Source organism: Exiguobacterium sp. s64 (genome assembly GCF_018618035.1).
Taxonomy (GTDB): domain Bacteria; phylum Bacillota; class Bacilli; order Exiguobacteriales; family Exiguobacteriaceae; genus Exiguobacterium; species Exiguobacterium mexicanum_A.
Genome location: NZ_JACSLH010000006.1, coordinates 136,996 through 161,115, shown reverse-complemented (window position 1 = coordinate 161,115; position 24,120 = coordinate 136,996). Strand labels below are relative to the sequence as shown.

The window sequence follows — 24,120 nt, the reverse complement described above, 5'->3', positions numbered from 1 at the left end:
CCGGCGCTCTTTGTTTATGCAATCGGTTCAGGTTGATAGACGCAGTACGGTTCCTCGGCCTTATAGTCGCCGGTGACGGCATAAGCGCGGGCCCGAGACCCTCCGCAGACGTATCGATATTCACAGTAGCCGCATTTCCCGTGGTGTGTATCAGGGTCACGCAGCGATTGGAAGACCGGGTGGTGTCGATAAATCTCAGCGAGCGGTGTCTCTTTTACGTTGCCGCACGTGATCGGCAAAAAGCCGGACGGCTGGACGTCGCCCGTATGCGAGATGAACACGAAGCCGTTCCCGTCATTCGTGCCGCGGGGCGCCTTGGCGAGGTCGTCATGCGGATGGCCGATGGGCGGCAATCCAACTTGTTTTCGCTTCAAATTCTCTTGCCGGGCGATGCGCCGATAAAACTGGGCTTCGGTCGTCGAGATGATGAACGGGACGTGCTCTTGCAACGCGAACGCCCAACGGAGTACATCTTCATGCCGTTCTGGCGAGATTGGCTGGAGGAGTGACCCGCGACCGGTCGGCACGAGGAAGAACAACGTCCATACCGAGACGCCGAGTTCACCGACGAGTTTGGCGATTTCCGGGAGTTGGTCGACGTTATACTCCGTGACCGTCGTATTGATTTGGAATGACATCCCTTCTTCTCGGAAGTAAGAGATGCCACGCAGCGTCCGTTCGAAACTGCCACGCGTACCCCGGAAGTAGTCGTGTGATTTGGCGTCCGGACCGTCGAGTGAGAACGCCCAGCGCGTCAAGCCGGCGTCTTTCGCCCGTTTGACGGCGTCATGGGTCACGCGAGGTGTCGCCGACGGGGTCATCGACACACGCATGCCGAGCGAGGCGGCATATTCGGTCAGTTCGAACAAGTCCTCACGCATGAGCGGGTCGCCCCCGGTGAAGACGAGAATCGGATTATCCATCGCCTGGATGTCTCGGATGAGTGCCTTGCCTTGCTCGGTATCGAGTTCACCCGGATACCGATGGAACTGGGCCTCGGCTCGGCAATGGACGCACGATAGCGCACAGGCACGTGTTACTTCCCAGATGACGATGAATGGATTTTCGTTGTAGTCGACTCGTTTCATACGGACACCGCCTGTCTCGCCATCACCCGGGAGACGGCCTGTTTGGCCGAGTCGACGCAGTCGGGGAGACCGACGCCATGCAAGATGGCACCACATGCCTCGATCCCGTCGAGTGTGGACAGCTGCTCTTCGAAAGCGCGCACGTATTGTTTGTGACCGACCTCATATTGCGGCATCGTATCGATGTGCCGTTCGACTTTTGTGAAAATCGGGGTACCGACGTGTTGAATCTTCCGCAGTTCACGCAGCGCGAAGTCGGCGATGGCCTCGTCGGATTCCGTCAACAAGTCGGGAACGAACTCAGATCCGATGTAGACGCGTAAGAGCGCCTTATGTTTTGGTGCCATGTGGGGCCACTTCTTATGCATCCAACTGCAGGCCGTCAAGGCGTTCCCTTCCGCTTTGGCGATGACGTAACCGGTCCCGTCGAGTGCCGCGACCTCTTTTTCATCGAACGCCGCGAGCACGGTGATGGAAGACGTCCGTTTCAAATCGGACAAATTTTCTGCTTCCGGGAGACCGAGAATCGGACCGAGTGCATTCGGCGAAGTGGCCAAAATGATGCCGTCGAACGACTCGGACGTCCCGTCGGCGAGGGTGACTTCATGGGGCCGGACCGCCGCGACCTTCGTCTCTGTATAGAGGCGGTCAATCGACGGGCGAAGCGCCTCGATGAGGACACCGAGACCTTGCTGAAGGGATAGAAACTTCCCGGCTTCACGTGGCTTGACGCCGGCTTGAACAGGTGGTGTCAATGCTTTCATACCGAGAATCAGGCTGCGTGTTTTTTGTTCAATCGTGATAAACTGAGGGAAAGTAGACTCGATGCTCATATCGTCGAGCGTCCCGTTGTAGATTCCCGAGAGAAGCGGTTCAATCATCGCATCGACGACTTCTGATCCGAGCCGGGTCCGGAAGAATTTGTCGAGCGAGATGTCTGTCCCCGTATAGACGCGTGGCAGCACGAGGTCCATCCCGGCCCGAAGTTTACCGCGCCACGTGAACAAATCGGTCTTGACCATCGGCCAAAACTTGGTCGGGATGCCCATGACCGATCCGTCTGGCATTTGTCGAAGCTGTTGGCGGACATAAATGTACGATGTCCCGGTCATCGACCGGACGAGATGATCGTCGAGTCCGAGCTCGGTGATCAGTTCGGTCAATGTCGGTTTTCGGGCCATGTATCCGTCCGGCCCACATTCTAAGACGAAGCCGTCTTGATAGACGGTCTTGATTTTTCCGCCGATTCGATCGCTCGCTTCGTACATGGTGACGTGCGCCCCGGCTTGTTTCGCGTAATAGGCGGCGGCCATGCCTGTAATTCCTCCACCGATAATTGCAATTTTGTTCAATCCATTCACCCATTTCTATGTAGTGTTCTTCCTAACGGTACCGAGAATATTGACGTAGACATAGGATAAGTCTCACATGGTTCTAGACAAATTCGTCACGATTGGGAAGGAGAGGCTCCATATGGTTTGGTTCGGCATAACGGCGACAGTCGTCGTGGTCGGCATTATTGCCTTCATTGCATCGATGAATCGGTACAGGGAGAAGCTCGACGGAGATGAAGACAGCCCGTCGGTCCTTTGGGCTGATGAGGAATGGTATAAGCCAGAAAAGAAAGACGGACCACTTGATGGTTAACCGTCTTCGAATATGATAAGATGACCCGGTTGAAAACTATCGGACATGGGGTGATTGGATGAAAGTATTGGAGCAACAGTTGGCGCATTTGGTCGATGAGTGTCGTCCGTACACAGCACAAGGGAAAGTCGCCGACTATATTCCTGAGCTCGCGCATGTACAGGATGATTTGCTCGGCGTGGCGATTTGTTTGCCTGATGGTTCATATATTCATGCGGGGGACGTCCACCACAAGTTCACAATCCAAAGCGTCTCGAAGGCGTTGACGCTCTGTTACGTCTTGATGGAGTTTGGAGAAGATTACGTGTTCTCGAAAGTCGGGATGGAGCCGACCGGCGACGCGTTCAACTCGATTGCCAAGCTTGAAGAGACGGTGCCGTCAAAGCCGCTCAATCCGATGATCAATGCAGGGGCGCTCGCTGTCACGAGCATGATTTTAGGGGACACGGCGGAACTGAAAATCTATCAGTTCCGCCAGTTTTTGGCGACGTTGCTCGACGTGCCGGTGGAGGAAATCACGTATAACGAAAAAGTCGCCCGCTCGGAATACGAGACGACCGACTTGAACCGGGCCTTGCTCTATTTCATGCGCCATCACGGGATTGTCGAGGGTGATGTCGATGAAATCATCGACGTGTACACAAAGCAGTGTGCGATTGAAATCGACTGCTTTGACTTGGCCCGCATTGGCCGAATTTTGTCGGGCAACGGGGAAGACCCGGTCACGGGCGAAGAGCTGATCCCGCGTCGCGTCGTCCGAATCGTCAAAGCGATCATGACGACGTGCGGCATGTACGATGCGTCTGGGGAATTTGCCGTCCGTGTCGGTCTCCCGGGAAAGAGCGGGGTGTCCGGGGCCATCCTTGCGACCGGGAAACACGAGCTCGGACTGAGCGATGTCGGCTTCGGGATTTTCGGACCGGCGCTCGACTCGAAAGGGAACTCAATTGCCGGGATGAAACTGCTCGAACTGCTCGTCGAACGCTACACGTCCCGCTAAAGCTGGATGGCGTCGACCGATTCGTCGAGCCGAGATTGCAGCTCGTGCACGACTTGTTCGTAATCGTCGGCCAAGGCGGCGGGTGGTGTGAAATCGCTCCAACGCAGTAACAGTTGATGGCGATCGTTCATGTCGCCAAGCTCGGTCTGGAGCCGCTTCAGTTTTTGAATTTGATCTTTTGAGGCTTTCGTCTCATAGTTCAATAAGTACTCGTTCAAATAGCGCTCGCGTTTCACGGCGAGCCTGACCTTGTGGAGCGTCTCGAGCCGGTCGGACATCTCCGTCGCGTCGTGATGGGCGTCGATCCGTCGTTTGCGGTCGCTCCTCGCTTTATCGATAAATGACGAGGCGTCCTGCTTTTTGAAGGCACGGAACAACTGTCCGCCGATAAAGCGGCGAACTTGTTGGTCGAGCGATGGGGTCATCTTCTCCGTGACGCGCGTATATAAAATCGTGCGGTCTTTGGCGCGGCTCGCTTCGACGTGATCGGCGAAAGCCTGCTCGAGCTCGGTCTCGACAGCGAGCCCTTCGAGAAGAACGTCCCCGTCACGCACTGCACCGAGCGCCTCCATCAACTGTTTCAACTGACGATACGTGGAAGGTTTCGTGTCGTACAGTTGCATGAACGTCAATAGTTTCCGCAGATGGACCCGCGCTTGGTGGATGTCTTCGCTGTTTTGGAACGTGAGCGCCTCGGTCATATAATGATTGAATGTGTTCCACGTCTCCAAAAGCTCGTATTTTAATTTCTCCGCATTCCGTTGATTCATTCTAATTTTTCCTTTCTGAAATGAGATGATGTTGTCCATGTATCAAACACATTCACTTAATGAAAAAATTAAACTGTTCTTCACCATCTTCTTCCCGATTTTGGTGACACAAGTGTCCTTTTACTTAATCAGCTTTTTTGACACGGTCATGTCAGGCCGTGCCGGTGCCGTCGATTTGGCAGGTGTCGGCGTCGGGTCGAGTCTATGGATGCCCGTCTATACGGGGTTAAGCGGGATTTTGCTCGCTGTCGCACCGATCGTCGCGCAGGCGCTCGGGGCCCGTAACATCCAACAGATTCAACGAACACTGTATCAAGGTGTATACTTAGCGATCGGCCTGAGCGTCGCGACGCTCATCCTCGGGTTCTGGCTCGTCCCGACGGCCGTTGACGGCATGGGGCTGAGCGAAGAAGGTAAACGAATTGCCAAAGGGTATTTGCTCGCACTCGGATTCGGAGTGTTGCCGATGTTCCTGTTCAACGTGTTGCGCACACTCATGGACTCGCTCGGCAAGACACGGATCTCGATGCTGCTTATATTATTAGGGTTACCCATTAATGTCGGGTTAAACTACATCTTCATCTTTGGAAAACTTGGTGTGCCGGCATATGGCGGCGTCGGGGCCGGAATTGCCTCAGCGATCACCTACTGGTTGCTGTTCTTTATGGCGTTCGCGTTCGTCCGGAACGGAAAACCGTTCCTCGAATATCGCTTCCTGCGCTCGGTGGAACGTCTCATGTGGCCGAGACAAAAAGAGTTGCTCAAGCTCGGCACGCCGATCGGTCTCGCCATTTTTGCCGAAGTCAGCATCTTCGCGGCAGTGACATTGCTCCTTAGCGCCTATGGTGACAATATCGTCGCGGCCCACCAAGCGGCCATCAACTTCGCCTCGTTCGTCTATATGTTGCCGTTGTCGGCATCGAGCGCGCTCACGATCGTCGTCGGGTACGAACTCGGGGCCGGGCGACTCAAGGATGCGGTGCGCTATGCTAAAATCGGGATTGTACTCTGTCTGGCCGTCTCGCTCTTCTCGGGTGGTCTTTTGTTCTGGCAAAATGAACGGGTAGCCGCGATTTATACGAACGACGCGGCCGTCGTGGAACTCGCGGCCCACTTCATGATCTTCGCGGTCTTTTTCCAACTGTCGGATGCGGTCGCCGCACCGATTCAAGGGATTTTGCGTGGCTTCAAAGACGTGAACGTGACGCTCGTCTTGTCGCTTATCGCCTATTGGGTGATCGGTCTCCCGCTCGGCTATACACTCGCCGAACAGTTCGGCTTCGGACCGGATGGTTACTGGATCGGGTTGATCGCAGGTCTTGCGGCAGGCGCCGTCTTGTTGTTCATGCGTCTCATTCATATCGTCAAACGGTATGAGGGGAAACCGCTCACGAACGAAATCTCATAACCTGCAAAAGTTGACGTCACTGACGTCAACTTTTGTTGTTTTAGGCATGAATAAGTCGGGCAAAGGATTGAGGGAATCAATCCTTTTTATAAAGCAAAATTGGTCTATACAACTATACTAATTTTTGTTATGATGACGATGAAGCTACTTGAGGAAAGGTGGATGACCAATCATGGTGATCATCAACGCACAGATCGTTTCGGGGGACAAGACATGGGAACGAGGATATATCCGGTTCGACGGAGCGACGATTGAGAGCGTCGGTTCGATGGATGAGTATAGAGCAGAAGGTGAGACGGAGCTCGATGTGGACGGGGCGCTTGTGACGCCGGGCATGATCGACGTTCATATCCACGGCGGGTATGACGTCGACACGATGGATGCGGATGAAGACCGATTGCGTCATCTCGCCAAGTCGATGCTCGCTGAAGGAGTGACATCATTCTTTGCGACGACGATCACGCAGTCACCGACTGCCATCACGAAGGCGCTACAATCAGCCCGGACTGTCATCGAGGCGGGAGACACGTCGCTCGTCGGCATCCATCTAGAAGGACCGTTCGTCAACGTCGATAACGCGGGGGCGCAACCTGCAGAATATATTATCGACCCCGACGCGGAGCGGTTCCGGACATGGCAACAAAAGGCCGGCGGGCACATCCGTCTCGTCACGTATGCGCCGGAACGTCCAGGGGCACGTGAACTCGAACGAGCGATGCTTGAGACCGGGGCGGTCGGGTCGACCGGGCACACGAACGCCACGTTCGCCGAGAACAAGGAAGCGAACGTCAAACATGCGACGCACTTATACAATCAGATGCGCGGACTTCACCATCGGGAGCCGGGAACGGTCGGCTATTGTTTATTGGAGCGGGACGTCATGGTCGAAATCATTCCAGACGGGATTCACAGCCGTCACGAGATGGTCGACTTCGCCTATCGCATGAAAGGGGCGGACGGGCTCGTCGTCATTACAGACGCAATGCGGGCGAAAGGGCTTCCGGACGGTCGCTATGAACTCGGAGGCCAACCGGTCATCGTTGCGGACGGGGCAGCCCGCCTTGAAGCCGGAAACTTGGCCGGTAGCGTCTTGACGATGGACGCGGCGTTCCGAAACGTGGTCACGTTCACAGGATGCACATTACCTGAAGCGGTGAAGATGACGTCGACGAACCAAGCGCGTGAATTCGGATTGACGAAAAAAGGATCGATTGCGGCCGGCTTTGATGCGGACCTCGTCATTTGGGACGATGCGCTGTCGGTCACGACAACGATTCTTCAAGGACGTATCGCTTATTCGAAGGAGGATATGGAATGAACATACTAGTTGCGAAAACACCGACAGATGCAGAAACGATCGCTTATACACTCATCACTGAACGATTGGCCGGGAAACGAGAGTTCGTGCTCGGGCTGGCGACGGGGAGCACGCCGGTCGGCATGTATCAGATGTTCAAACGTGACAAGCTTGACTGCAGTCATGTGACAAGCGTCAATTTAGATGAGTACATCGGACTCGCACCGAGTCATCCGCAAAGTTATCATCACTTCATGGAAGAACGCCTGTTCAATGACGTCCCGTTCAAAGAGAGCCATCTGCCTCGTGGGGACGCGGAAAATCCGGAAGCGGAAGCGGCACGATACGAACAGCTCGTCCGATCGATTGGGGTCGATCTTCAATTGCTCGGCATCGGAGAGAACGGACATATCGCCTTCAATGAGCCGGGTACCGCGCTCGATGCGAAGACGCACGTGACCGAACTGACCGAGTCGACGCGGGAAGCGAACCGTCGTTTCTTTGACACGATTGAAGAAGTGCCGACACATGCCATCACGATGGGGCTCGATACGATCATGAACGCGCGAGAAATTGTACTCGTCGCAACAGGTGCTCGTAAAGCGGAAGCCGTGCACCACATGATTGAGAGCGTACCGACGATCGAGTGGCCGGCTTCCATCTTACAGGCGCATCCAAGCGTCACCATCGTGCTCGACGCCGAAGCGGCTTCAGGATGCAGTGACGTATTACAGGCACGTGGCAGCGAAGCGGCTGATCGATTCTTTTCCATCCGAGCTTAACGACCTGGAGACAAGTGTCTCCAGGTTTTTTTATGGCCAACTGTGGGAAATTGTATGGAAATGGATTTGTAATCAAAACGTTTTCGACAAAAGTCGAGGATTCCTCTATAATAGGTGAAGCTCATATCATTCGACCGTGAAGGAGAAACTCATGAATTCAAGAACTCAGGCTCGTAGACGGCGCAAAGGCCCGTCTGCGTTTTATAAGCTGTTCAGCGCCCTCGTATTGATCGCCGTCATCGTTGGCTCGAGCATGTATGGGACAGCGTTTTATAAAGCACATAACATGTTGTCCGGTACGCAAGTGATACTTGAGGATGATCCGACCCTCGAACCGACGCGATTCGATAAAGAGGATACCGAGAGCTTCCTCGTACTCGGGACGGACTTGTCCCCGCAAAAGAAAGCACGCGGGGAGTACGGTCGTTCAGACGTCATGATCGTCGTCATTTTGAACAAGAAGAACAAGCAGACGACGATGCTCAGCATCCCGCGTGACTCGTACGTCAATATCGACTACACGGGCTTCAACATCCCGTACGGCAAGACCGGTCTCGATCAAGATAAGATTACGCATGCGTACTATTTCGGATCGATGGATGAATCGAACCCGAACAACGGGATGCGAGTAGCGACGAACACGATCGAAGACTTGGTCGGCATCGATATCGATCACGTCGTCTCGCTCAACTTCCAAGGGTTCGTCGACTTCATCGATGCCGTCGGCGGCGTCGAAATCGATGTCCCGTTCTCGTCGGAACAGAAGAGTTATGACGCTTCCCGTGAAGTCGTCCAAGTCGAAGAAGGATTGCAACAGTTGTCAGGTGAAGAGGCACTCGCTTACGTCCGGAACCGCTATGACGACCCACGCGGTGACATCGGACGCGGACAGCGCCAGATGGAAGTCATTAACGCGGTCCTTGACCAAGCGCTCGGCACCTCACTCATCAACAACTATGACAAGGTGTTGAAGGCGGTCGGTGACAACATGCAGACGACGCTCGGTCCAAACGACTATATGCGCCTGATCGAAGACGTCGGTGCCCTCAACAACACGGTCCAGTATCAGTTGACCGGTGAAGGGGCCCGCGGCAACGACGGCCATTTCTATTACTTCTTGAACGAGCCGTTACTCGAAGAAGTCCGCTATCGTGTCCAACAGGCCGATGCGGGCAATGAAGTGGAGCCGATGACCGATACAGAGCTCGAAACGTATATGTATGACCCTGCCGGCATCACGTACGAAGCACAATAAAAAATGGTTTGCCGTCCGCGGCAAACCATTTTTTTACGTCCGATCCATGGAGACGGTGAACGAGTAGGCGTCACCACGGAACAAGGAACGGCTATATTCGAACATGTCTCCGTTTTCGAGATACGTTCGTTGGTCGATCAAAAGGACAGGGGCGTTCGGGGAAATCGTCAACAGCTTCGCTTCTTCCGGCCCTGCGCTCCGTGCCTCGAGCGTTTGGGTCGCGTTCTTTAATCGAAGGCCGGATTGCTCGGCAAACTCATAGATTGAACCGACGGCAACCGTCTCGGTCAGTTCTGGCAACAAGGCGACCGGGATATACGCGGTCTCGAGGGCGAGCACGTTCTCATCGGCGAGACGCAACCGTCGCATCTCATAGACGGGGGTATCGAGGGACACGCTCAACTTTTGAGCGATTTTCGCCGGGGCTGGAATCGTCTGGAACGATAACAGGCGGCTGAACGGTCGCATGCCTCGATGTTTGATTTCTTCTGAGAAACTCGTCAATCCAGACAGTGCCATCGTGATTTTCTTGTTGGCGACGAACGTTCCCCGGCCTTTTTGCCGGCTTAAGTAACCGGCGTTGACCAAGTTCGTGATCGCTTGTCGAACCGTCATCCGACTGACGTTATAGCGCTCGGAAAACTCCCGTTCGGATGGGATCGATTCTCCGGGTTGAAGCTCGCCGGCATCTATTTGTTGCTTTAAATAGGCTTCGATTTGATAATAAATAGGTAGCGGTGATTGTTTATCAATCTGTAACATGCATATCGCTCCTGACTTCGAAAGTAAGTGTTTCTTATTATAGACCAAATTAGACTAGTTGTCTGAACATATCCTACAGAAAAGGCGGCGACAGTAATGAATTCATGGCAATTTGAAACGACGGTGACCGAGACTCGCACCGATGCGCGCGGGACATGGATCGCGCTTGAATCCACATTATTTTATGCAGAAGGCGGGGGACAACCACCGGATGCCGGGACACTTAACGGAGAGCCCGTGCTCGATGTGCAACGGGTCGACGAGATCGTCTGGCACTTGATCGAACGTGCGCTTGAACCTGGAACGCTTGTGACCGGCATCGTCAACGACGCTGTCCGACGCGACCATTCGATTCAACATACGGCCCAGCACGTGTTGACGGCTTTGCTAGAGGATGAGTACGGTATTCAGACGCTCAGTTTCGGGATTGGGCCAGCCGAGTCTTCGCTTGAAATCGATACGGATACATTCGATTGGGATCAAATCGAGTCGCTAGAACGGGACGTGCAACGCATCATCTTTGAAAACCGTCCGGTCCATGTGCGTGAATTCCCAGCCGAAGAAGTCGAACAAGACCGTTTACGAAAAGCGACCGACCGCACCGGAACCGTCCGCATCGTCGCCATCGACGGCCTCGATTACAACGCCTGTGGCGGGACCCATGCGGATTCAACGGGTCAACTCGGAATCGTCCATGTGACCTCGATGAAGAAAGTTCGCGGTAATGTCCGTTTGACGTACGTCGCCGGTCTTCGGGCCTTGGCCGAGGTCCATTCGTCCCGGACCGCGCTACGGACGATTCATCAAACGTTGTCGACGACGAACGAGACGGTCGCCGCCCGTGTCATCGAAGAACGGAATCTTCGGCTCGAGCGGGACAAAGAAGTGAAGGCGCTCGAGGCCCGCGTCGCGAAAGCGAAAGTCGCTGCCTTCTTGCAAGAAGACAATTATGTCATCACCCACATCGGCAAGACGGAAGCAGAGACGCTCACGACGACGATCGTCGAACGGATCGCCGCGACCGGACGGATTGCCGTCGGAGCCAATCATACGGGTCAAAAGCTGTGGCTCATGCATGACGGGACACACGACATCGCCATCGGTAAGTTTTTGAAACGGACGCTCGACGACCTCGGCATCGGTCGAGGGGGCGGCAGTCACAAACAAGCGCAAGCCCGCTTCGAGTCTGTCCTCGAGTTAGAACGAGCGACAGCGGAGATTGTGAAGCGGCTACAGGAAGGAATGGTATCATGTTGAAGATTGAACACGGGAACGACTCGAAACTGATTGAACTGGCCCGGTCTGTGCGGCAAACGGTGTTTATTGGCGAACAAGGGATCGCGCCGGAACTTGAGTATGATGAACTCGACCCGGACTGTATCCATTTTGTCGGAATGGTGGACGCTGAGCCTGTCACGACGGCACGTCTGCGCCCAATCGGTGACGGGGTCGGGAAAGTCGAACGGGTCGCCACACTTGCCGCGAAACGCGGTAACGGGTATGCCAAGGAGATCATGCTCGCCATCGAATTTGTCGCGCGGGCGAGGGAGTTACACGAGCTCAAACTAGGGGCGCAACTGACGGCACTCCCGTTCTATGAACGACTCGGGTACGAGGCGTACGGCGATGAATTTTTAGATGCTGACATTCCACATCGGATGATGCACAAGGCGTGGTGACCATTGTTTGAAATTTTCCTTTTTTCTAAAAAAAGGTTGGCAAGCCGGGAAGCATTTGTTATAACTAAAACTAACAACTGACAGATAGAGGTTGCGAATGACATGAGTAAGCTTGATCGACACGGACGCATTCCGGATCGAGCCGAAAGGGGAAATTCGCCGAAGTCGACGTTCGCATGCGTACGAACGAAGGCTGGGGTAGTCGTGAATAACGCCTACACTGCCATGGATGAAATGCCATGGAGCGCTATCTACGGAACGATTCTTTAATCGTTTTTCAACTGCGCGTACAAGCGGCAGACCGTAGGGAGAGTGCTTCCTACCGGTCTGCCGCTTTTTCTGTTGGTGGACATCTTGAAAGTGGGGAACCTGATGACAACCGTATTGAAATTCGGAGGCAGCTCCGTTGCCACGATTGAACAAATCCAGGCCATTGCTGAATATTTACAGACTCGGGCCGCCGCCGGTGAAAAGCTCGTCGTCGTCGTTTCCGCGATGGGGAAAACGACGGACTCACTCTTGTCACTCGCCAAACAAATCACGGAACGTCCGATGATTCGTGAACTTGACCGCTTGCTCGCGGTCGGTGAGGAGCAGACGATCAGCCTGCTCAGCATCGCTTTGAACTCTCGGGGCGTGGCCGCCATCTCGCTCACCGGACAACAAGCCGGCATCGACACGATGGGCATTCACACGAAAAGTAAAATCAAAGCGATTCGAAAAGAAGTGTTAGAAGAAAAACTTCGGACGTATGACGTCGTCATCGTCGCCGGTTTCCAAGGTGTCAACGAGTTCGGTGATGTGACGACGCTCGGACGGGGTGGGTCGGACACGACGGCCGTCGCCTTGGCCGCCGTGCTCAGCAAACGTTGTGAAATCTATACAGACGTCGCCGGGGTCTACACGGCTGACCCACGTATCCACAAAACGGCACGCCGACTAGACACGGTCTCGTATGACGAGATGATGGAGATGAGCGCGCTCGGGTCGAAAGTGATGGAGATGAGGAGTGTAGAGCTCGCGAAAAAATTTGATGTGAACATTTTTGTAGGGAAGACGCTTGCAAGCGAAGGAGGAACATGGATCATGGATATGACACAGGCGATGGAACAAAAAGCGGTGACGAGCGTGAGCGTCGTGAAAAACGTGCTCAGTGTCTCAATCAAACACATTCCACATTCGGTGGCAGGAGTTGCCGACATTTTCGAGAAGTTGTCACAGCGTCATGTCAATATCGATATGATCAGTCAGACGGCGTTCGATGGAGAAGTGTTCTTATCGTTCACGTGTCCGCTCGATGAAGAGGCGTTCCTCGAAGAAGCGCTCGCGGAATTGACCGAGACGTTCCCGCAAATCAAAATCGACCGTCATACCGAACATGCGAAAATCTCGGTCGTCGGCATCGGGATGCGTGACGCGACCGGAGTCGCGTCCGAATTGTTCGCCACGTTCCGTGAAAGCGGGATCCCATTCTATCAAGTCACGACATCCGAGATCAGCATCTCGTACACGATTAACGATCAAGACGTTGAAACGGCGGTCGCAGCTATCGCCGAACGTTTCCATTTATAAGGGGGAGTCACCATGTATAACGTAGCCGTCGTCGGCGCGACCGGAGCCGTCGGTCAAAAAATGATTGAAGTCTTGACCGAATACGAGTTTCCAATCAACGAATTATTGCTTTACGCTTCAGCCCGTTCAGCCGGAAAGACCGTGAACGTGAACGGAAAAGATGTCGTCATCCGGGAACTGTCGGACGCGATTTACGCCGACCCGATCGATATCGCGCTCTTCTCAGCCGGGGGGAGCCTCAGTGAACAATATGCGCCTCGTCTGAGTGAACAAGGGGTCATCGTCATCGATAACTCGAGCGCGTTCCGGATGCAGGCGGACATCCCGCTCATCGTCCCGGAAGTGAACCGAGTCGAACTGAGCCCGGACAAGACACTCATCGCCAATCCGAACTGCTCGACGATTCAATCGGTCGTCGCACTCGCGCCGCTTGCGGAAGTATACGGGTTGACGCGCGTCGCTTACACATCGTATCAAGCCGTCTCCGGGTCGGGTCAAAAAGGGATTGAAGACTTGGAACGCGGAGCGCGCGGCGAGGAACCGAAAAACTATCCGTATCCGATTTACGATAACGTCTTGCCGCACATCGATGTGTTCTTAGAGAACGGTTATACGAAAGAAGAACAGAAGATGATCGAGGAAACACGTAAAATTTTGAACGCGCCGAACCTCGGGGTGACGGCGACATGCGTCCGTGTCCCGGTCCGTAACAGCCACGCCGTCTCCATCACGGTCACGCTCGACCGCGAGGCGACGCTAGCCGAAGTGAAAGCCGTGCTCGCGGACGCGCCAGGTGTCGTCCTCATGGACAACCCGGGCGAACTCGTCTATCCGACACCGCTCGATGCGAACGGGACAGACGACGTGTACGTCGGTCGTGTCCGTGTCGACGAGTCACAGCCGAACACGTTCCATCTCTGGTGTGTCGCTGATAACGTTCGAAAAGGCGCGGCAGCGAACGCCGTCCAAATCGCCCAATGCATGATTGGGCAGACTGCTACGAAATAAGGGGGAGATTATATGTTCACAGGAGTCGCAACCGCACTCGCCACACCGTTTCAAGCAGACGGTCAGTTACATCTCACAGCGTGGGAAGCGTTGATTGAAGACCAAATTAAAGAAGGTGTCAGCGGCCTCGTCATCGGCGGAACGACTGGTGAAGGCATGACCATCACGGACGACGAGTTCGAGACGCTTCTCGTCAAAGCGATTGAAGTCGCTGCCGGCCGTGCCGTCATCATTGCCGGTACCGGGTCGAACAACACGGCGCTCAGCATTCAAAAGACGAAACGGGCCGCCGAGCTCGGAGCCGAGATGGCGATGGTCGTCACGCCGTATTACAACAAGTCGACGCAAGCAGGTCTGATCGCCCACTTCACAGCGATCGCCGACGCGTCACCGATTCCACTCATGCTCTACAACGTACCATCGCGGACGGGCGTCGCCCTTGATCCGGCAACGGTTGGGGAACTCGCCGATCACCCACGCATCGCTGCGCTCAAGGAAGCGAGCGGGGATATCTCGGTGATGGCTCAAATGATGGCGCACGTGCCGGAAGGCTTCCCAGTCTATTGCGGGAACGATGATCAAATCCTTCCTTATATGGCTTGGGGCGCGCAAGGTGTCGTATCGGTCCTCTCGAACGTCTATCCAGGCGCGACGGTCGCTTTAGCCGAAGCGCTCCTCGCCGGAGATTTAGAGACGGCCCGCACATGGCAGCTCCGACTGCTCCCGGTCATCGACGAATTGTTCGCGGAAGTGAACCCGATTCCAGTCAAAGCGGCATTAAATGCACGCGGCTTCGAGTTCGGTGCACCACGTCTCCCGCTCGTCCCGATGAGCGCGACGGCCGAGGCCCGCTTGTTGTCGGCAATGGAGCAGTTCAATGAGGTGAGACAGTGAACTTACTCATTCATGGCTACGGAGCGATGGGACAGATCGTCGAAGAAGTCGCCCGGACACAAAACTTGAACGTTGCGGCCATCGTCTCACCGGCCGGAGGGGAGCATCCCGTCTCGTTGCAAGACGTCGAGGCCGACGTCGATGTCGTCATCGACTTCTCGAACCCGGCACTGTTAGATGATGTGCTCGCTTTCGGGAAAGCCAAGCAAATCCCGCTCGTCATCGCGACGACGGGTTTCTCGGAAGCGGAACTTGCCAAAATTGAAGCGGCGTCTCAGGAGATCCCGATTTTCCAGTCGTATAATACGTCTTATGGGATCGCGCTCCTGAAACAGTTGCTCGACCAACTCGTCCCGCTCACGCTCGGTTATGACATCGAAGTGATTGAGGCGCACCACCGCAAGAAAGTGGATGCCCCGAGCGGGACGGCAGAACTGCTCGCCCGTGCCATCGAGGCGAAACGCGACGTGACACCGGTATATGACCGGACACCGCGCCGCGAAGCGCGTGCAGCCGATGAGCTCGGCATGCATTCGGTACGCGGGGGGACGATTTTTGGAGAACATACCGTCCTCTTTGCCGGAGACGACGAAATGCTCGAATTGAAACATACGGCCCTGTCCAAACGCGTCTTCGCGAACGGGGCACTCGCCGCGGCGGCAACGATTCTCGACCGCCCGGCCGGATTATACAATTTAACGAACCTATACGAGGAGGCCACTCATGTTACTCACAAACGCTTATGAAATCGCGCAATACATTAAAGATGCCAAGAAAGAAACGCCTGTCAAACTATACGTCAACGGTCAGTTGGCCGGTCTAGACATCGAAGGGGCGAAAGCATTCGGGACCGACGAATCGAAATTATTCCTCACGACGGCCGAACGCGCAGCCGCTTTCGTTGAAGCGAACGCAGCGGTCATCACAGATACGCATCTCGAATACGACCGCCGGAACAGCGCCGTGCCGATGCTCGACACGACGAAATTGAACGCGCGCATCGAACCAGGTTCGTTCATCCGGGACCACGTTCAAATCGGCAATAACGTCGTCGTCATGATGGGTGCCGTCATCAATATCGGTGCCGTCATCGGTGACGGATCGATGGTCGACATGAACGCGGTCATCGGTGCCCGTGGAACGCTCGGGAAGAACGTCCATCTTGGAGCCGGCGCGGTTGTCGCCGGTGTCCTTGAGCCACCTTCAAAAGACCCGGTCATCATCGAAGACGGCGTCATGGTCGGTGCGAACGCCGTCATCTTGGAAGGCGTCCGTGTCGGTGAAAACGCAGTCGTCGCAGCAGGGAGTGTCGTCACGCAAGACGTCCCAGCAGGAAGCGTCGTCGCCGGAACACCAGCCCGTGTCATTAAGCAAAAAGATGAAAAAACCGCAGAAAAAACACAACTTGTTGATGACTTACGCTCCCTGTAACGTATAATAGACAGAAAATATAAACAATGAATGGGAGAGTTGAACAATGGAACAGTATGGACAATGGATGTGGCAAGACGGGGCTTGGATCGAGCCGAGTGACGCGAACACGAGTATCATGACACACGCGATTCACTACGGTAGCGGGTTCTTCGAAGGGATTCGGGCATACCATACAGAGGAAGGCCCGGCCATCTTCCGACTCCGTGAACACTTGGAGCGACTCGTTCGTTCGTGTGCACACTATCACGTCGACTTGCCGTACACGGTCGATGAGCTCGAACAAGCGACAATCGAATTGATTGAACGCAACGGCTTCGAGGCTTGTTACATCCGCCCATTCGTTTTCCTCGGCACACCTTGGCAGGCACTCATGCCGACGCAGGAAACGAAAGTACACGTCGCGATCTCGTGCTGGCCGCTCGGCGAATATTTCAGCAAGACGGTCGGGATTCGCGCGAAAGTCGCCTCGTATCGTCGCGTGTCTTCGACGATGATGCCGATGCAAGCGAAAGCGGCGGCGAACTATATGAACTCGCAACTCCTTAAAGGAGAAGCGGTGCGCGATGGATATGATGAAGCGATCGCCCTCGACATGAACGGAAACGTCAGCGAGGCGAGCGTCGCCAACATCTTCCTCGTCAAAGGAAACAAAATCGTCACACCGTCACTCGATTGCTCGGTGCTCGACGGCATCACGCGTCAAACGGTGATCGAACTCGCCCGTGAGGAAGGGTTCGAGGTCATCGAACGCCACATCGGACGTGACGAACTATATGTCGCAGATGAAATCTTCTTAACGGGGACGGCGGCTGAAGTGACGAGCGTCATCGAAATCGACAACATCTCAATCGGCGGCGGCGTCCAGACGGTCGCGACGAATATGCTCGCGCGTTACCGTGAGGCTGTGACGGGTCAAATTCCGACACACCGCGATTGGATCACGTTCGTCAAAGCTGGAGTCAAAGAATAAAGGAGTTTTTTGTATGGGAGTCACAATTGACTTGAATGCGATTCGCGAAAACAAACGTCGGATTGAAGCGCTTGGCCGACCGGTGTTCGCCGTCGTGAAAAACAACGCCTATAACTTAGGGATGGAGCCAGTTGTGACGACACTGTATGAAGAAGGGGTGCGTCACTTCATGGTGACGACGCTGGACGAGGCGAGCGAGGTCAGGGCATCAGCTCCGGAAGCGCGCGTTCTCGTCATGAACCCGGTCTACGACTGGGCAACCGTCCATCGTGACCATCTTGACGTCGCCATCGGTTCCTATGACTGGCTCGTCTCGCAACGGGATCAGTTGGACGGTGTCCGCCTTCATTTAAAGCTTGACGTCGGGATGAACCGATTCGGTGCCAAGACGTTCAAAGAAGCGCTGGCCATCGTCGCGTTTTGCCAAGACGAGGGGCTCGACCTCGTCGGGTTATGTACTCATTTCCCGCTCGCTGACGCCGACAACGCAGAAATCGAACACAGTGTGCACGTGGAACGGTTCGCCGACTGGTCGAATCGTCTCATCGAACGGCATTCGTTCGACATCGTGCATGCGGCCAATAGCGCCGCGACACTACAAGCGGATCCGCGCCTCGGGCATTGTACCCATGTGCGCGTGGGAATCTTCCTTTATGGCTACTCTTCGGTCGAACCGGTCGATTGGCTCATCCCGGCGTTTCACTGGGAAACAGAAGTCGTCGCCGTCCATGACATCGAGGCCGGTGCCCACGTCGGTTACGGTACGGGCTACACGGCCGAGACGAATGAACGCATCGCTGTGCTCTCGGTCGGTTATGGCGACGGACTCATGCGAGCCCGGCGCTTCTTACCGGCCCACATCGAAGGACGGGCCTATCCGTTCATCAGCAACATCTTCATGAGCCACAGTTTCTTGCGCGTCGATGACACGATTCAAGTCGGAGACCGTGTGGAGCTGTACGGCCATCTCACGAAAATCGATGACGTGACCCGCACCGGGCACGCCAATAACTCAGAACAATTATGCGCACGCTCATGGCGTGTCCCGCATCGCTTTGAAGGAGGCAATGTATGTACACCACCAACCAATCAGTTTGTATGATCGAATGCGTGTCCGTCCGTGAACTTCAAGCGACGTACGGGACACCGCTCTATATCATGAGCGAGCCTGAACTCGAGCGTCGCCTCGGCCTCGTCCGTAACGCGTTCCTCGACAAGTATCCGAACACATATGCGCTCTACGCATCAAAAGCGATGTCGATCGCGGCCGTGTACGACAAAGTGATGGCAGCGGGCTTAAGCATCGACGTCGTCTCACGCGGTGAGATGTTCGTCGCGCTCCACGCAGGTGTCCCGGCTGACCGGATTCACGTCCACGGGTCGAACAAGACGGTGCAGGACATCACGTTCGCACTCGAGAACGGCATCACCCATTTCACGATTGACAATATGCGCGAAATCGGACTGTTGTCGGGCCTCGCGGTCGAACACGATGTCGACGTCGACGTCCTGCTCCGCATCGTCCCACAAGTCGTCGGAGGCGCCCATGAGGCGATTCAGACGGGTGGGGTCGACACGAAGTTCGGCTTCCCGACCCACGACGACACGTATCTCGAAGCGATCAAGGCGACGCTGCAGGCGGAACGTCTGCATTTGCAAGGCATCCACTGTCACGTCGGCTCGCAGATTCAAGAACCGACGTTGTTCATCAATACCGTCAAGACGATGGTCAACTTCATCGAGACGATCCGTCAAGAGACAGGATACACGGCCGACGTCTTGAATATCGGTGGCGGCTTCGGTGTCGCCTATCTCGAGTCGGACGACCCGCTCGACTTCGCCGACACGATGACACAAGTGATGGACACGCTCGTCGCGGAAGTAGAACGCTTCGGCTTTCCGCTCCCGAAAATTGGGATCGAACCAGGCCGTTGGCTCGTCGCCAACGCCGGCGCGACGCTCTATGAAGTCGGGACGGTGAAAGAAGTGAGCGGTGTCCGCACGTACGTCTCGGTCGACGGAGGCATGACGGATAACATTCGTCCCGCCCTCTATGATGCCGAGTATGATGTGATTGTGGCGACACGGATGGATGAGCCGAAGACGATTGAAGCAAAAATCGTCGGGGCGTGTTGCGAGTCGGGAGACATCATCTCGAACCGTTCGCTCATCCCGCCGGTCGAAGCTGGCGATCTCCTCCTCGTCAAAGCGACGGGAGCGTACAATTTCTCGATGGCGAGCAACTATAACCAGATGCTCCGTCCGGCCGTCGTGTTCGTGAAAGATGGCAACCATCGTCTCGTCGTCCGCAGACAGACGCTCGAGGACTTGGTCGCCTGTGAGGTCGTCGGGCAATCGACATGATAGAACGAACGCATTCCTGACTCAGGGATGCGTTCTTTTTGTCGAAGTCATTCTCCTTCAAATGAGAAATGTTTTCAATTATGATGGAATAGATAACAGAGGGGGAAGTGACTTCAATGGAAAAGACAGCAGGACAACAGTTGATCGAGTCGCGGCGGACGATTCGGATGTTCACGGAAGAACCGATTGCGACGAAAGTACTCTATGAGTTGTTGGCATCGGCGCATCAGGCACCGTTTCATAACAAAGTCGAACCGTGGAATCTCTATTTGTTCAACGGGGATGGAAAAGACGTCTTGCTTCAGGCGCTCGAACCGGCGTTTCAAGATGGACCAGAGGCGAAGCGCGAGAAAATCGCGGGACGCATCCGGAACGCGGCAGCTTGCGTCTACGTGACGACGAAGCATTTCGAGACGGACAAAGGGAAGAAAGATGCGCTGCTCGCGACGGCGACGATGATTCAAAACTTTCATTTATTATGTAGTGAGCAACAGATCGGCCTCGTCTGGCGGACGGGCGGTATTTTTGAGGATGTCAGGCTTCAAGAGATGATTGGGGCTGAGGGTGAGACGTTTGTCGGACTGCTCCAGCTCGGTCGTTACGAAGACGTACCGCCTACGAAGCAACGTCAATCGATTGACGCTTGCTTGACGATTTTTGAGTGAACGAAAAGGTCCGAGCGTAGGTGACTACGATCGGACCAGTATTTATAGGTCAATGCGACTGAGCCGTTCATGTGAGCGCTCAGTTTATTTTTTTAACTTGGTTGCGAGCCAGTCTTGAATGACATTCGTTGGAATCATTGTGTTCACGTTCCCTTAACTTTAGTTTCTTCCTCTTTAGTATTATCCGATTGCAATCGTTCCCAAACCTCTCGATGTGTTCCTTGCAGCGTATCGTCGAACGAATCCTCGATATGCAGACAATAGCTTGGGTTAATGGACGAGGCGTACAAGTCTAACATGAGTTCGGCATGGTTTGGATACATTACAATTGGCCCCTTTCGACACGTCGGCTTGACTACATCCTCAGTATACAAAGGAAACATGAAGAAAAATCGGGATAATCGTTAACAATTTATGAATCTTGTAAACGCTTTCACAATCTTTGTGTCGATGTGAGTGGCTCGCATGTCGTCAAGTACTGCTCAGCCCGTTTCGCGTATTTGTTGACGGTCCGTTCCATGATGAAGCGATCCTCGTCATTGAGCGGACGGACGACTTTGGCGGGCACGCCCATGACCATGACGCCCTCCGGGATTTGCATGTTCGGTGTGACGAGAGCACCAGCGGCGATGAACGAGCCCTTCCCGATTTTTGCCCCGTCGAGAACGGTGGCATGCATCCCGATGAGACAACCTTCTTCAATCTCACAGCCGTGAATCATCGCCATATGTCCGATGGAGACGCGGTCATGAATGACTGTCGGGGAACCTTCATATTGGTGGACCATCGATCCGTCTTGGATATTCACGTAAGAACCGATGCGAATCGGTCCCTCATCGCCTCGAATGACCGTGTTGAACCAGACGCCGGAATGGGCGCCAATAGTGACATCGCCGATGACGTGCGCCCCTGGTGCGATGAACACCGTCTTATCAACATGTGGAATCAATTCTCCTAATTTGTATTGCATATGTGTAACCCCTTTCAAACGGATATGCTTTCATTGTCGCATAAGTTGAAAAAGAAATTGCACCGGAAAGATTATTCTTGTTAAGATAGTAAAAATACGTAGAAAAAAGGAGACACACAGATGGAGAAACAACATTTGATCGACGTCGCGGCGAAAAAAAAGAAAGCAGCGGTCGTCTTTAAAGATGTGGCGGTCATCGACGTCTACAGCCGTGAGACGATTCGCACCGACGTCGTCGTCGACGCCGGCTATATTGTGGCCATTGGGGACGGCTACGAAGGGGAGACCGAATACCATGACCCGTCTTGGACGCTCGCACCGTCATTCATCGATGCGCATGTCCACATCGAGTCGTCGATGGTACCTCCTCACGAGTTCGCCAAAGCGGTGCTTCCGCTCGGGGTGACGACGGTCATCGCCGATCCGCACGAGATTGCGAACGTGAACGGGGCACTCGGCATCGAGTATATGCTCGCCGACGCTAAAGGGTTGCCGCTCGACGTGCGGATGATGCTCCCGAGCTGTGTGCCGGCGACGCCGTTCGAGCACGCCGGGGCGAAGCTATACGCCGAGGACTTGGCCCCGTTTTTAGGGGACCCGGGCGTCCACGGTCTCGGCGAGGTGATGGACTATCCGTCCGTCGAGTCGGGGAGTGCGGATATGCTTCAAAAGATCGCACAAACCGAACACGTCGGGAAAGTCGTCGACGGTCATGCCTCAGGTCTTGGCCCGGATCAGTTGAACGTGTATCGCACGGCCGGCATCATGACCGATCATGAATGTACGACGGCTGAGGAGGCGCTCGAACGGGTGCGGCGCGGCTTTTACGTTCAAATTCGTGAAGGGTCGGTTGCCCGGAACGTGGAAAAAGTCAGCCGGGCCATCACGGAGAGCAACGCCCACCGGTTCTTATTCTGTACGGACGATAAGCATTTGGACGATCTCGTCGCCGAAGGCGGGATCGACTACAACATTCGCATGGCGATCAAACAAGGTGTCAAACCAGAAACGGCCTATGCCATCGCTAGTCTGCACGCGGCCGAGGCATACGGACTCAAAGATGTGGGTGCCGTCGCTCCGGGCAAACGAGCAAACTTTGTGATCTTGTCAGACGTCCAATCGGTAAAAATCGAAACCGTCTACGTGAACGGGGAAGTCGTCGCCAAAGATGGCAAGGCGACGTTCGAAGCCGACGGGATTGAAGTGCCGAAACCGATGAAAGGTGAGCTCAAACTACCCGATTTGACGGCGGACTCGTTCCGTCTAGCCGTGAAAGAAGAAGCGGTCGATGTGATTCAAGTATTGCCGAACAGTCTCTTGACGAAGCGACAGCGTCTTGTCTTCACACCTGACGCGTCCGGAGCCGACCTCGCCCAAGACATTGCCACGCTCGCCGTCATCGAACGCCATCACGGGACGGGTCACATGGCCCTGGCACCGGTGACAGGGTTCGGCTTGAAGCGGGGTGCGCTCGCGGCGACGGTCGCCCATGATAGCCACAACCTCGTCATCGCCGGGGTGAGCCCAGACGACATGTTGCTCGCTGCCGAAACACTTGAAAAAGTGGGCGGTGGTGTCGTCGCGGTGTCAGAAGGGAAGGTGCTGGCGGTCTTGCCGCTCGAAATTGGAGGACTCATGACGAAACGTCCGTATGCGGAAGTGGCGGACGTGCTCGAACAGTTGAACGATGCGCTCGACGTCGTCGGCGCCCATCGTCATTTCAATCCCTATTTGACGATGTCATTCCTTGCGCTCCCGGTCATCCCGGATTTGAAGTTGACCGATATGGGACTATTCGATGTGACGACGTTCTCATTCATCGAGTCGTAAGTCAGTCTAACGTATGATTTTTGTTAAGAACGACCCGAAACGATTGAACGCTCTTGGTTAAGTTGGTATAGTTACGACAAGTTTCATCGGTACAAATGGAAAGGGGGGATATAACAGATGGAACAAGTTGCTTACAACAGGTCGTATGATGAACATGAGGATTTGATCAATTCTGTGTATCGTGCCTTCCAGGATCGATGTGAAGAATTGCCTGACGAGACGCGGACGAAACGGCGGTTGCGTCAACTCGTCTTACTGACGATTAAAGACCATACATCGTCACACGCCGAACGATTCGTCTTGTATCATTTCTTTAGTGATTTCTTCAAAGCGGTCGAGTCTGACGATCAAGCCGCACTCGCTGTGTTAAAACAAATCATCCGAGATGAAAAAAACTATTGATTAGTCACTATGACCTATGATAATTTAGACGTAACTTTAAATGAATATTCGTGCTATCGATGAGGTAGAGGTGCGATGCTGATGAGTAAGTAGTCCGAGGATGACAACGGTGAAGACTACAGAAAGGCAAGATCGCCGAAGTGTAAAGTCATGTCTCTGACTTTGTGCTGGGCTGACGGGAAATACCCGTCAGACTGCCATACATATTTATGTATGGAGCGCTCCAAGTCGGCTAAGAAAGACGGAACATCCAGCGAGGGTGTCGGCTTTGTTGCCGATGCCCTCGCTTTGCGTTTTTTTAAGCATAGGGGGGCCTCATCTCA

General features: G+C 54.5%; 24 protein-coding genes, 1 pseudogene and 2 riboswitches. Of the genes and pseudogenes, 20 read left to right on the top strand and 5 right to left on the bottom strand.

All coding sequences use genetic code 11. The features are described from left to right. Positions 1-14: 14 nt before the first annotated feature. Together KNP64_RS10665 and hemG are read right to left on the bottom strand one after the other, a co-directional pair. Positions 15-1,088 carry a TIGR04053 family radical SAM/SPASM domain-containing protein gene (locus KNP64_RS10665; protein ID WP_214764263.1) on the bottom strand — a complete coding sequence of 358 codons (1,074 nt, stop codon included), beginning with the start codon at positions 1,086-1,088 and terminating at the stop codon, positions 15-17. Continuing rightward, positions 1,085-2,449: a protoporphyrinogen oxidase gene (hemG, locus tag KNP64_RS10660; protein ID WP_138860009.1), complete on the bottom strand. Its 1,365-nt coding sequence runs from the start codon at positions 2,447-2,449 to the stop codon at positions 1,085-1,087. Before hemG ends, KNP64_RS10665 begins: the two co-directional genes overlap by 4 nt. A gap of 112 nt (positions 2,450-2,561) precedes the next feature. On the opposite strand from hemG, the gene KNP64_RS10655 reads away from it, so the two are divergent. Both KNP64_RS10655 and glsA read left to right on the top strand, forming a co-directional pair. Then, positions 2,562-2,735 (top strand): hypothetical protein, encoded by a 174-nt coding sequence (locus KNP64_RS10655; RefSeq protein ID WP_214793087.1) that lies wholly within the window; start codon positions 2,562-2,564, stop codon positions 2,733-2,735. A 58-nt stretch (positions 2,736-2,793) separates the two neighbouring features. After that, the gene (glsA, locus tag KNP64_RS10650) at positions 2,794-3,735 is read left to right on the top strand and encodes a glutaminase A (RefSeq protein WP_214793090.1); all 942 of its coding nucleotides are present in this window, start codon (positions 2,794-2,796) and stop codon (positions 3,733-3,735) included. On the opposite strand, the gene KNP64_RS10645 is transcribed toward glsA, so the two are convergent. After that, the gene (locus tag KNP64_RS10645; protein ID WP_214793094.1) at positions 3,732-4,505 is read right to left on the bottom strand and encodes a CHAD domain-containing protein; all 774 of its coding nucleotides are present in this window, start codon (positions 4,503-4,505) and stop codon (positions 3,732-3,734) included. The genes glsA and KNP64_RS10645 overlap by 4 nt on opposite strands. Before the next feature lie 37 nt (positions 4,506-4,542). Between KNP64_RS10645 and KNP64_RS10640 the strand changes: the two genes are divergently transcribed. The 4 genes from KNP64_RS10640 (at position 4,543) to KNP64_RS10625 (ending at position 9,247) form a co-directional block, all read left to right on the top strand. Continuing rightward, entirely contained in the window at positions 4,543-5,913 is a 1,371-nt protein-coding gene (locus KNP64_RS10640; protein WP_214793097.1) for an MATE family efflux transporter, read from the top strand. Between the two features lie 172 nt (positions 5,914-6,085). Continuing rightward, positions 6,086-7,231, top strand: coding sequence for an N-acetylglucosamine-6-phosphate deacetylase (nagA, locus tag KNP64_RS10635; RefSeq protein WP_214793100.1), 1,146 nt, complete (start codon positions 6,086-6,088; stop codon positions 7,229-7,231). After that, complete coding sequence (nagB, locus tag KNP64_RS10630) at positions 7,228-7,992, top strand: glucosamine-6-phosphate deaminase (RefSeq protein ID WP_138860005.1); 765 nt, start codon at positions 7,228-7,230, stop codon at positions 7,990-7,992. Before nagA ends, nagB begins: the two co-directional genes overlap by 4 nt. A 151-nt stretch (positions 7,993-8,143) precedes the next feature. After that, entirely contained in the window at positions 8,144-9,247 is a 1,104-nt protein-coding gene (locus KNP64_RS10625; protein ID WP_138860004.1) for an LCP family protein, read from the top strand. 33 nt (positions 9,248-9,280) lie between these two features. Here the strand turns inward: KNP64_RS10625 and KNP64_RS10620 are convergent, their stop codons facing one another. Then, the gene (locus KNP64_RS10620; RefSeq protein ID WP_034781265.1) at positions 9,281-10,009 is read right to left on the bottom strand and encodes a GntR family transcriptional regulator; all 729 of its coding nucleotides are present in this window, start codon (positions 10,007-10,009) and stop codon (positions 9,281-9,283) included. A 90-nt stretch (positions 10,010-10,099) separates the two neighbouring features. On the opposite strand from KNP64_RS10620, the pseudogene KNP64_RS14930 reads away from it, so the two are divergent. From KNP64_RS14930 to KNP64_RS10565, 12 genes and pseudogenes are all read left to right on the top strand, one after another. Beyond that, positions 10,100-10,327 (top strand): annotated as a pseudogene (locus tag KNP64_RS14930) (alanine--tRNA ligase-related protein); the annotation flags it as partial. Continuing rightward, on the top strand, positions 10,319-11,266 hold the full coding sequence (locus tag KNP64_RS10615) for an alanyl-tRNA editing protein (RefSeq protein ID WP_371815593.1): 948 nt from the start codon (positions 10,319-10,321) through the stop codon (positions 11,264-11,266). The pseudogene KNP64_RS14930 and the gene KNP64_RS10615, both read left to right, overlap by 9 nt. Beyond that, positions 11,260-11,688, top strand: a complete 429-nt coding sequence (locus KNP64_RS10610) for a GNAT family N-acetyltransferase (protein WP_214793106.1) — start codon at positions 11,260-11,262, stop codon at positions 11,686-11,688. Before KNP64_RS10615 ends, KNP64_RS10610 begins: the two co-directional genes overlap by 7 nt. A gap of 77 nt (positions 11,689-11,765) precedes the next feature. After that, positions 11,766-11,946, top strand: a riboswitch (Lysine riboswitch). A gap of 114 nt (positions 11,947-12,060) precedes the next feature. Beyond that, complete coding sequence (locus tag KNP64_RS10605) at positions 12,061-13,260, top strand: aspartate kinase (RefSeq protein ID WP_034781262.1); 1,200 nt, start codon at positions 12,061-12,063, stop codon at positions 13,258-13,260. A gap of 12 nt (positions 13,261-13,272) precedes the next feature. Continuing rightward, positions 13,273-14,268 carry an aspartate-semialdehyde dehydrogenase gene (locus KNP64_RS10600; RefSeq protein WP_034781260.1) on the top strand — a complete coding sequence of 332 codons (996 nt, stop codon included), beginning with the start codon at positions 13,273-13,275 and terminating at the stop codon, positions 14,266-14,268. A gap of 12 nt (positions 14,269-14,280) precedes the next feature. Next, a complete protein-coding gene (dapA, locus tag KNP64_RS10595) occupies positions 14,281-15,162 on the top strand; it encodes a 4-hydroxy-tetrahydrodipicolinate synthase (protein ID WP_138860001.1) in 882 nt (293 codons plus the stop codon). Beyond that, positions 15,159-15,908 carry a 4-hydroxy-tetrahydrodipicolinate reductase gene (gene dapB, locus KNP64_RS10590; protein WP_128123933.1) on the top strand — a complete coding sequence of 250 codons (750 nt, stop codon included), beginning with the start codon at positions 15,159-15,161 and terminating at the stop codon, positions 15,906-15,908. Before dapA ends, dapB begins: the two co-directional genes overlap by 4 nt. Then, positions 15,886-16,593 carry a 2,3,4,5-tetrahydropyridine-2,6-dicarboxylate N-acetyltransferase gene (gene dapD, locus KNP64_RS10585; RefSeq protein ID WP_034781255.1) on the top strand — a complete coding sequence of 236 codons (708 nt, stop codon included), beginning with the start codon at positions 15,886-15,888 and terminating at the stop codon, positions 16,591-16,593. The genes dapB and dapD overlap by 23 nt, the downstream gene beginning before the upstream one ends. Positions 16,594-16,639: 46 nt before the next feature. Continuing rightward, positions 16,640-17,566, top strand: coding sequence for a branched-chain amino acid transaminase (locus tag KNP64_RS10580; RefSeq protein ID WP_214793109.1), 927 nt, complete (start codon positions 16,640-16,642; stop codon positions 17,564-17,566). 13 nt (positions 17,567-17,579) lie between these two features. After that, complete coding sequence (gene alr, locus KNP64_RS10575) at positions 17,580-18,668, top strand: alanine racemase (RefSeq protein WP_034781251.1); 1,089 nt, start codon at positions 17,580-17,582, stop codon at positions 18,666-18,668. Then, positions 18,638-19,930, top strand: coding sequence for a diaminopimelate decarboxylase (lysA, locus tag KNP64_RS10570; protein ID WP_251126404.1), 1,293 nt, complete (start codon positions 18,638-18,640; stop codon positions 19,928-19,930). Before alr ends, lysA begins: the two co-directional genes overlap by 31 nt. A 116-nt stretch (positions 19,931-20,046) precedes the next feature. Next, a complete protein-coding gene (locus KNP64_RS10565) occupies positions 20,047-20,595 on the top strand; it encodes a nitroreductase family protein (protein ID WP_138859999.1) in 549 nt (182 codons plus the stop codon). A gap of 433 nt (positions 20,596-21,028) precedes the next feature. Here the strand turns inward: KNP64_RS10565 and KNP64_RS10560 are convergent, their stop codons facing one another. Further along, a complete protein-coding gene (locus KNP64_RS10560) occupies positions 21,029-21,565 on the bottom strand; it encodes a gamma carbonic anhydrase family protein (protein ID WP_214764255.1) in 537 nt (178 codons plus the stop codon). Between the two features lie 120 nt (positions 21,566-21,685). Here KNP64_RS10560 and ade point away from each other — a divergent pair, with 120 nt between their 5' ends. Together ade and KNP64_RS10550 are read left to right on the top strand one after the other, a co-directional pair. Further along, on the top strand, positions 21,686-23,395 hold the full coding sequence (gene ade / locus KNP64_RS10555; RefSeq protein WP_138859996.1) for an adenine deaminase: 1,710 nt from the start codon (positions 21,686-21,688) through the stop codon (positions 23,393-23,395). A 117-nt stretch (positions 23,396-23,512) separates the two neighbouring features. Continuing rightward, complete coding sequence (locus KNP64_RS10550) at positions 23,513-23,797, top strand: hypothetical protein (protein ID WP_138859995.1); 285 nt, start codon at positions 23,513-23,515, stop codon at positions 23,795-23,797. A gap of 57 nt (positions 23,798-23,854) precedes the next feature. Next, a riboswitch (Lysine riboswitch) is annotated at positions 23,855-24,029 on the top strand. Positions 24,030-24,120 lie beyond the last annotated feature (91 nt).

What these genes read in the sequence shown, in the direction of transcription:
- dapD (WP_034781255.1), top strand. Translation starts at nt 15,886, where the DNA reads ATGTTACTCACAAACGCTTATGAAATCGCGCAATACATTAAAGATGCC.
- KNP64_RS10565 (WP_138859999.1), top strand. Translation starts at nt 20,047, where the DNA reads ATGGAAAAGACAGCAGGACAACAGTTGATCGAGTCGCGGCGGACGATT.
- KNP64_RS10645 (WP_214793094.1), bottom strand. Translation starts at nt 4,505, where the DNA reads ATGAATCAACGGAATGCGGAGAAATTAAAATACGAGCTTTTGGAGACG.
- dapA (WP_138860001.1), top strand. Translation starts at nt 14,281, where the DNA reads ATGTTCACAGGAGTCGCAACCGCACTCGCCACACCGTTTCAAGCAGAC.
- alr (WP_034781251.1), top strand. Translation starts at nt 17,580, where the DNA reads ATGGGAGTCACAATTGACTTGAATGCGATTCGCGAAAACAAACGTCGG.
- KNP64_RS10665 (WP_214764263.1), bottom strand. Translation starts at nt 1,088, where the DNA reads ATGAAACGAGTCGACTACAACGAAAATCCATTCATCGTCATCTGGGAA.
- KNP64_RS10625 (WP_138860004.1), top strand. Translation starts at nt 8,144, where the DNA reads ATGAATTCAAGAACTCAGGCTCGTAGACGGCGCAAAGGCCCGTCTGCG.
- glsA (WP_214793090.1), top strand. Translation starts at nt 2,794, where the DNA reads ATGAAAGTATTGGAGCAACAGTTGGCGCATTTGGTCGATGAGTGTCGT.
- ade (WP_138859996.1), top strand. Translation starts at nt 21,686, where the DNA reads ATGGAGAAACAACATTTGATCGACGTCGCGGCGAAAAAAAAGAAAGCA.
- KNP64_RS10560 (WP_214764255.1), bottom strand. Translation starts at nt 21,565, where the DNA reads ATGCAATACAAATTAGGAGAATTGATTCCACATGTTGATAAGACGGTG.
- nagB (WP_138860005.1), top strand. Translation starts at nt 7,228, where the DNA reads ATGAACATACTAGTTGCGAAAACACCGACAGATGCAGAAACGATCGCT.
- nagA (WP_214793100.1), top strand. Translation starts at nt 6,086, where the DNA reads ATGGTGATCATCAACGCACAGATCGTTTCGGGGGACAAGACATGGGAA.
- KNP64_RS10640 (WP_214793097.1), top strand. Translation starts at nt 4,543, where the DNA reads ATGTATCAAACACATTCACTTAATGAAAAAATTAAACTGTTCTTCACC.
- KNP64_RS10550 (WP_138859995.1), top strand. Translation starts at nt 23,513, where the DNA reads ATGGAACAAGTTGCTTACAACAGGTCGTATGATGAACATGAGGATTTG.
- KNP64_RS10600 (WP_034781260.1), top strand. Translation starts at nt 13,273, where the DNA reads ATGTATAACGTAGCCGTCGTCGGCGCGACCGGAGCCGTCGGTCAAAAA.
- KNP64_RS10620 (WP_034781265.1), bottom strand. Translation starts at nt 10,009, where the DNA reads ATGTTACAGATTGATAAACAATCACCGCTACCTATTTATTATCAAATC.
- KNP64_RS10655 (WP_214793087.1), top strand. Translation starts at nt 2,562, where the DNA reads ATGGTTTGGTTCGGCATAACGGCGACAGTCGTCGTGGTCGGCATTATT.
- KNP64_RS10580 (WP_214793109.1), top strand. Translation starts at nt 16,640, where the DNA reads ATGGAACAGTATGGACAATGGATGTGGCAAGACGGGGCTTGGATCGAG.
- KNP64_RS10605 (WP_034781262.1), top strand. Translation starts at nt 12,061, where the DNA reads ATGACAACCGTATTGAAATTCGGAGGCAGCTCCGTTGCCACGATTGAA.
- KNP64_RS10610 (WP_214793106.1), top strand. Translation starts at nt 11,260, where the DNA reads ATGTTGAAGATTGAACACGGGAACGACTCGAAACTGATTGAACTGGCC.
- lysA (WP_251126404.1), top strand. Translation starts at nt 18,638, where the DNA reads ATGTACACCACCAACCAATCAGTTTGTATGATCGAATGCGTGTCCGTC.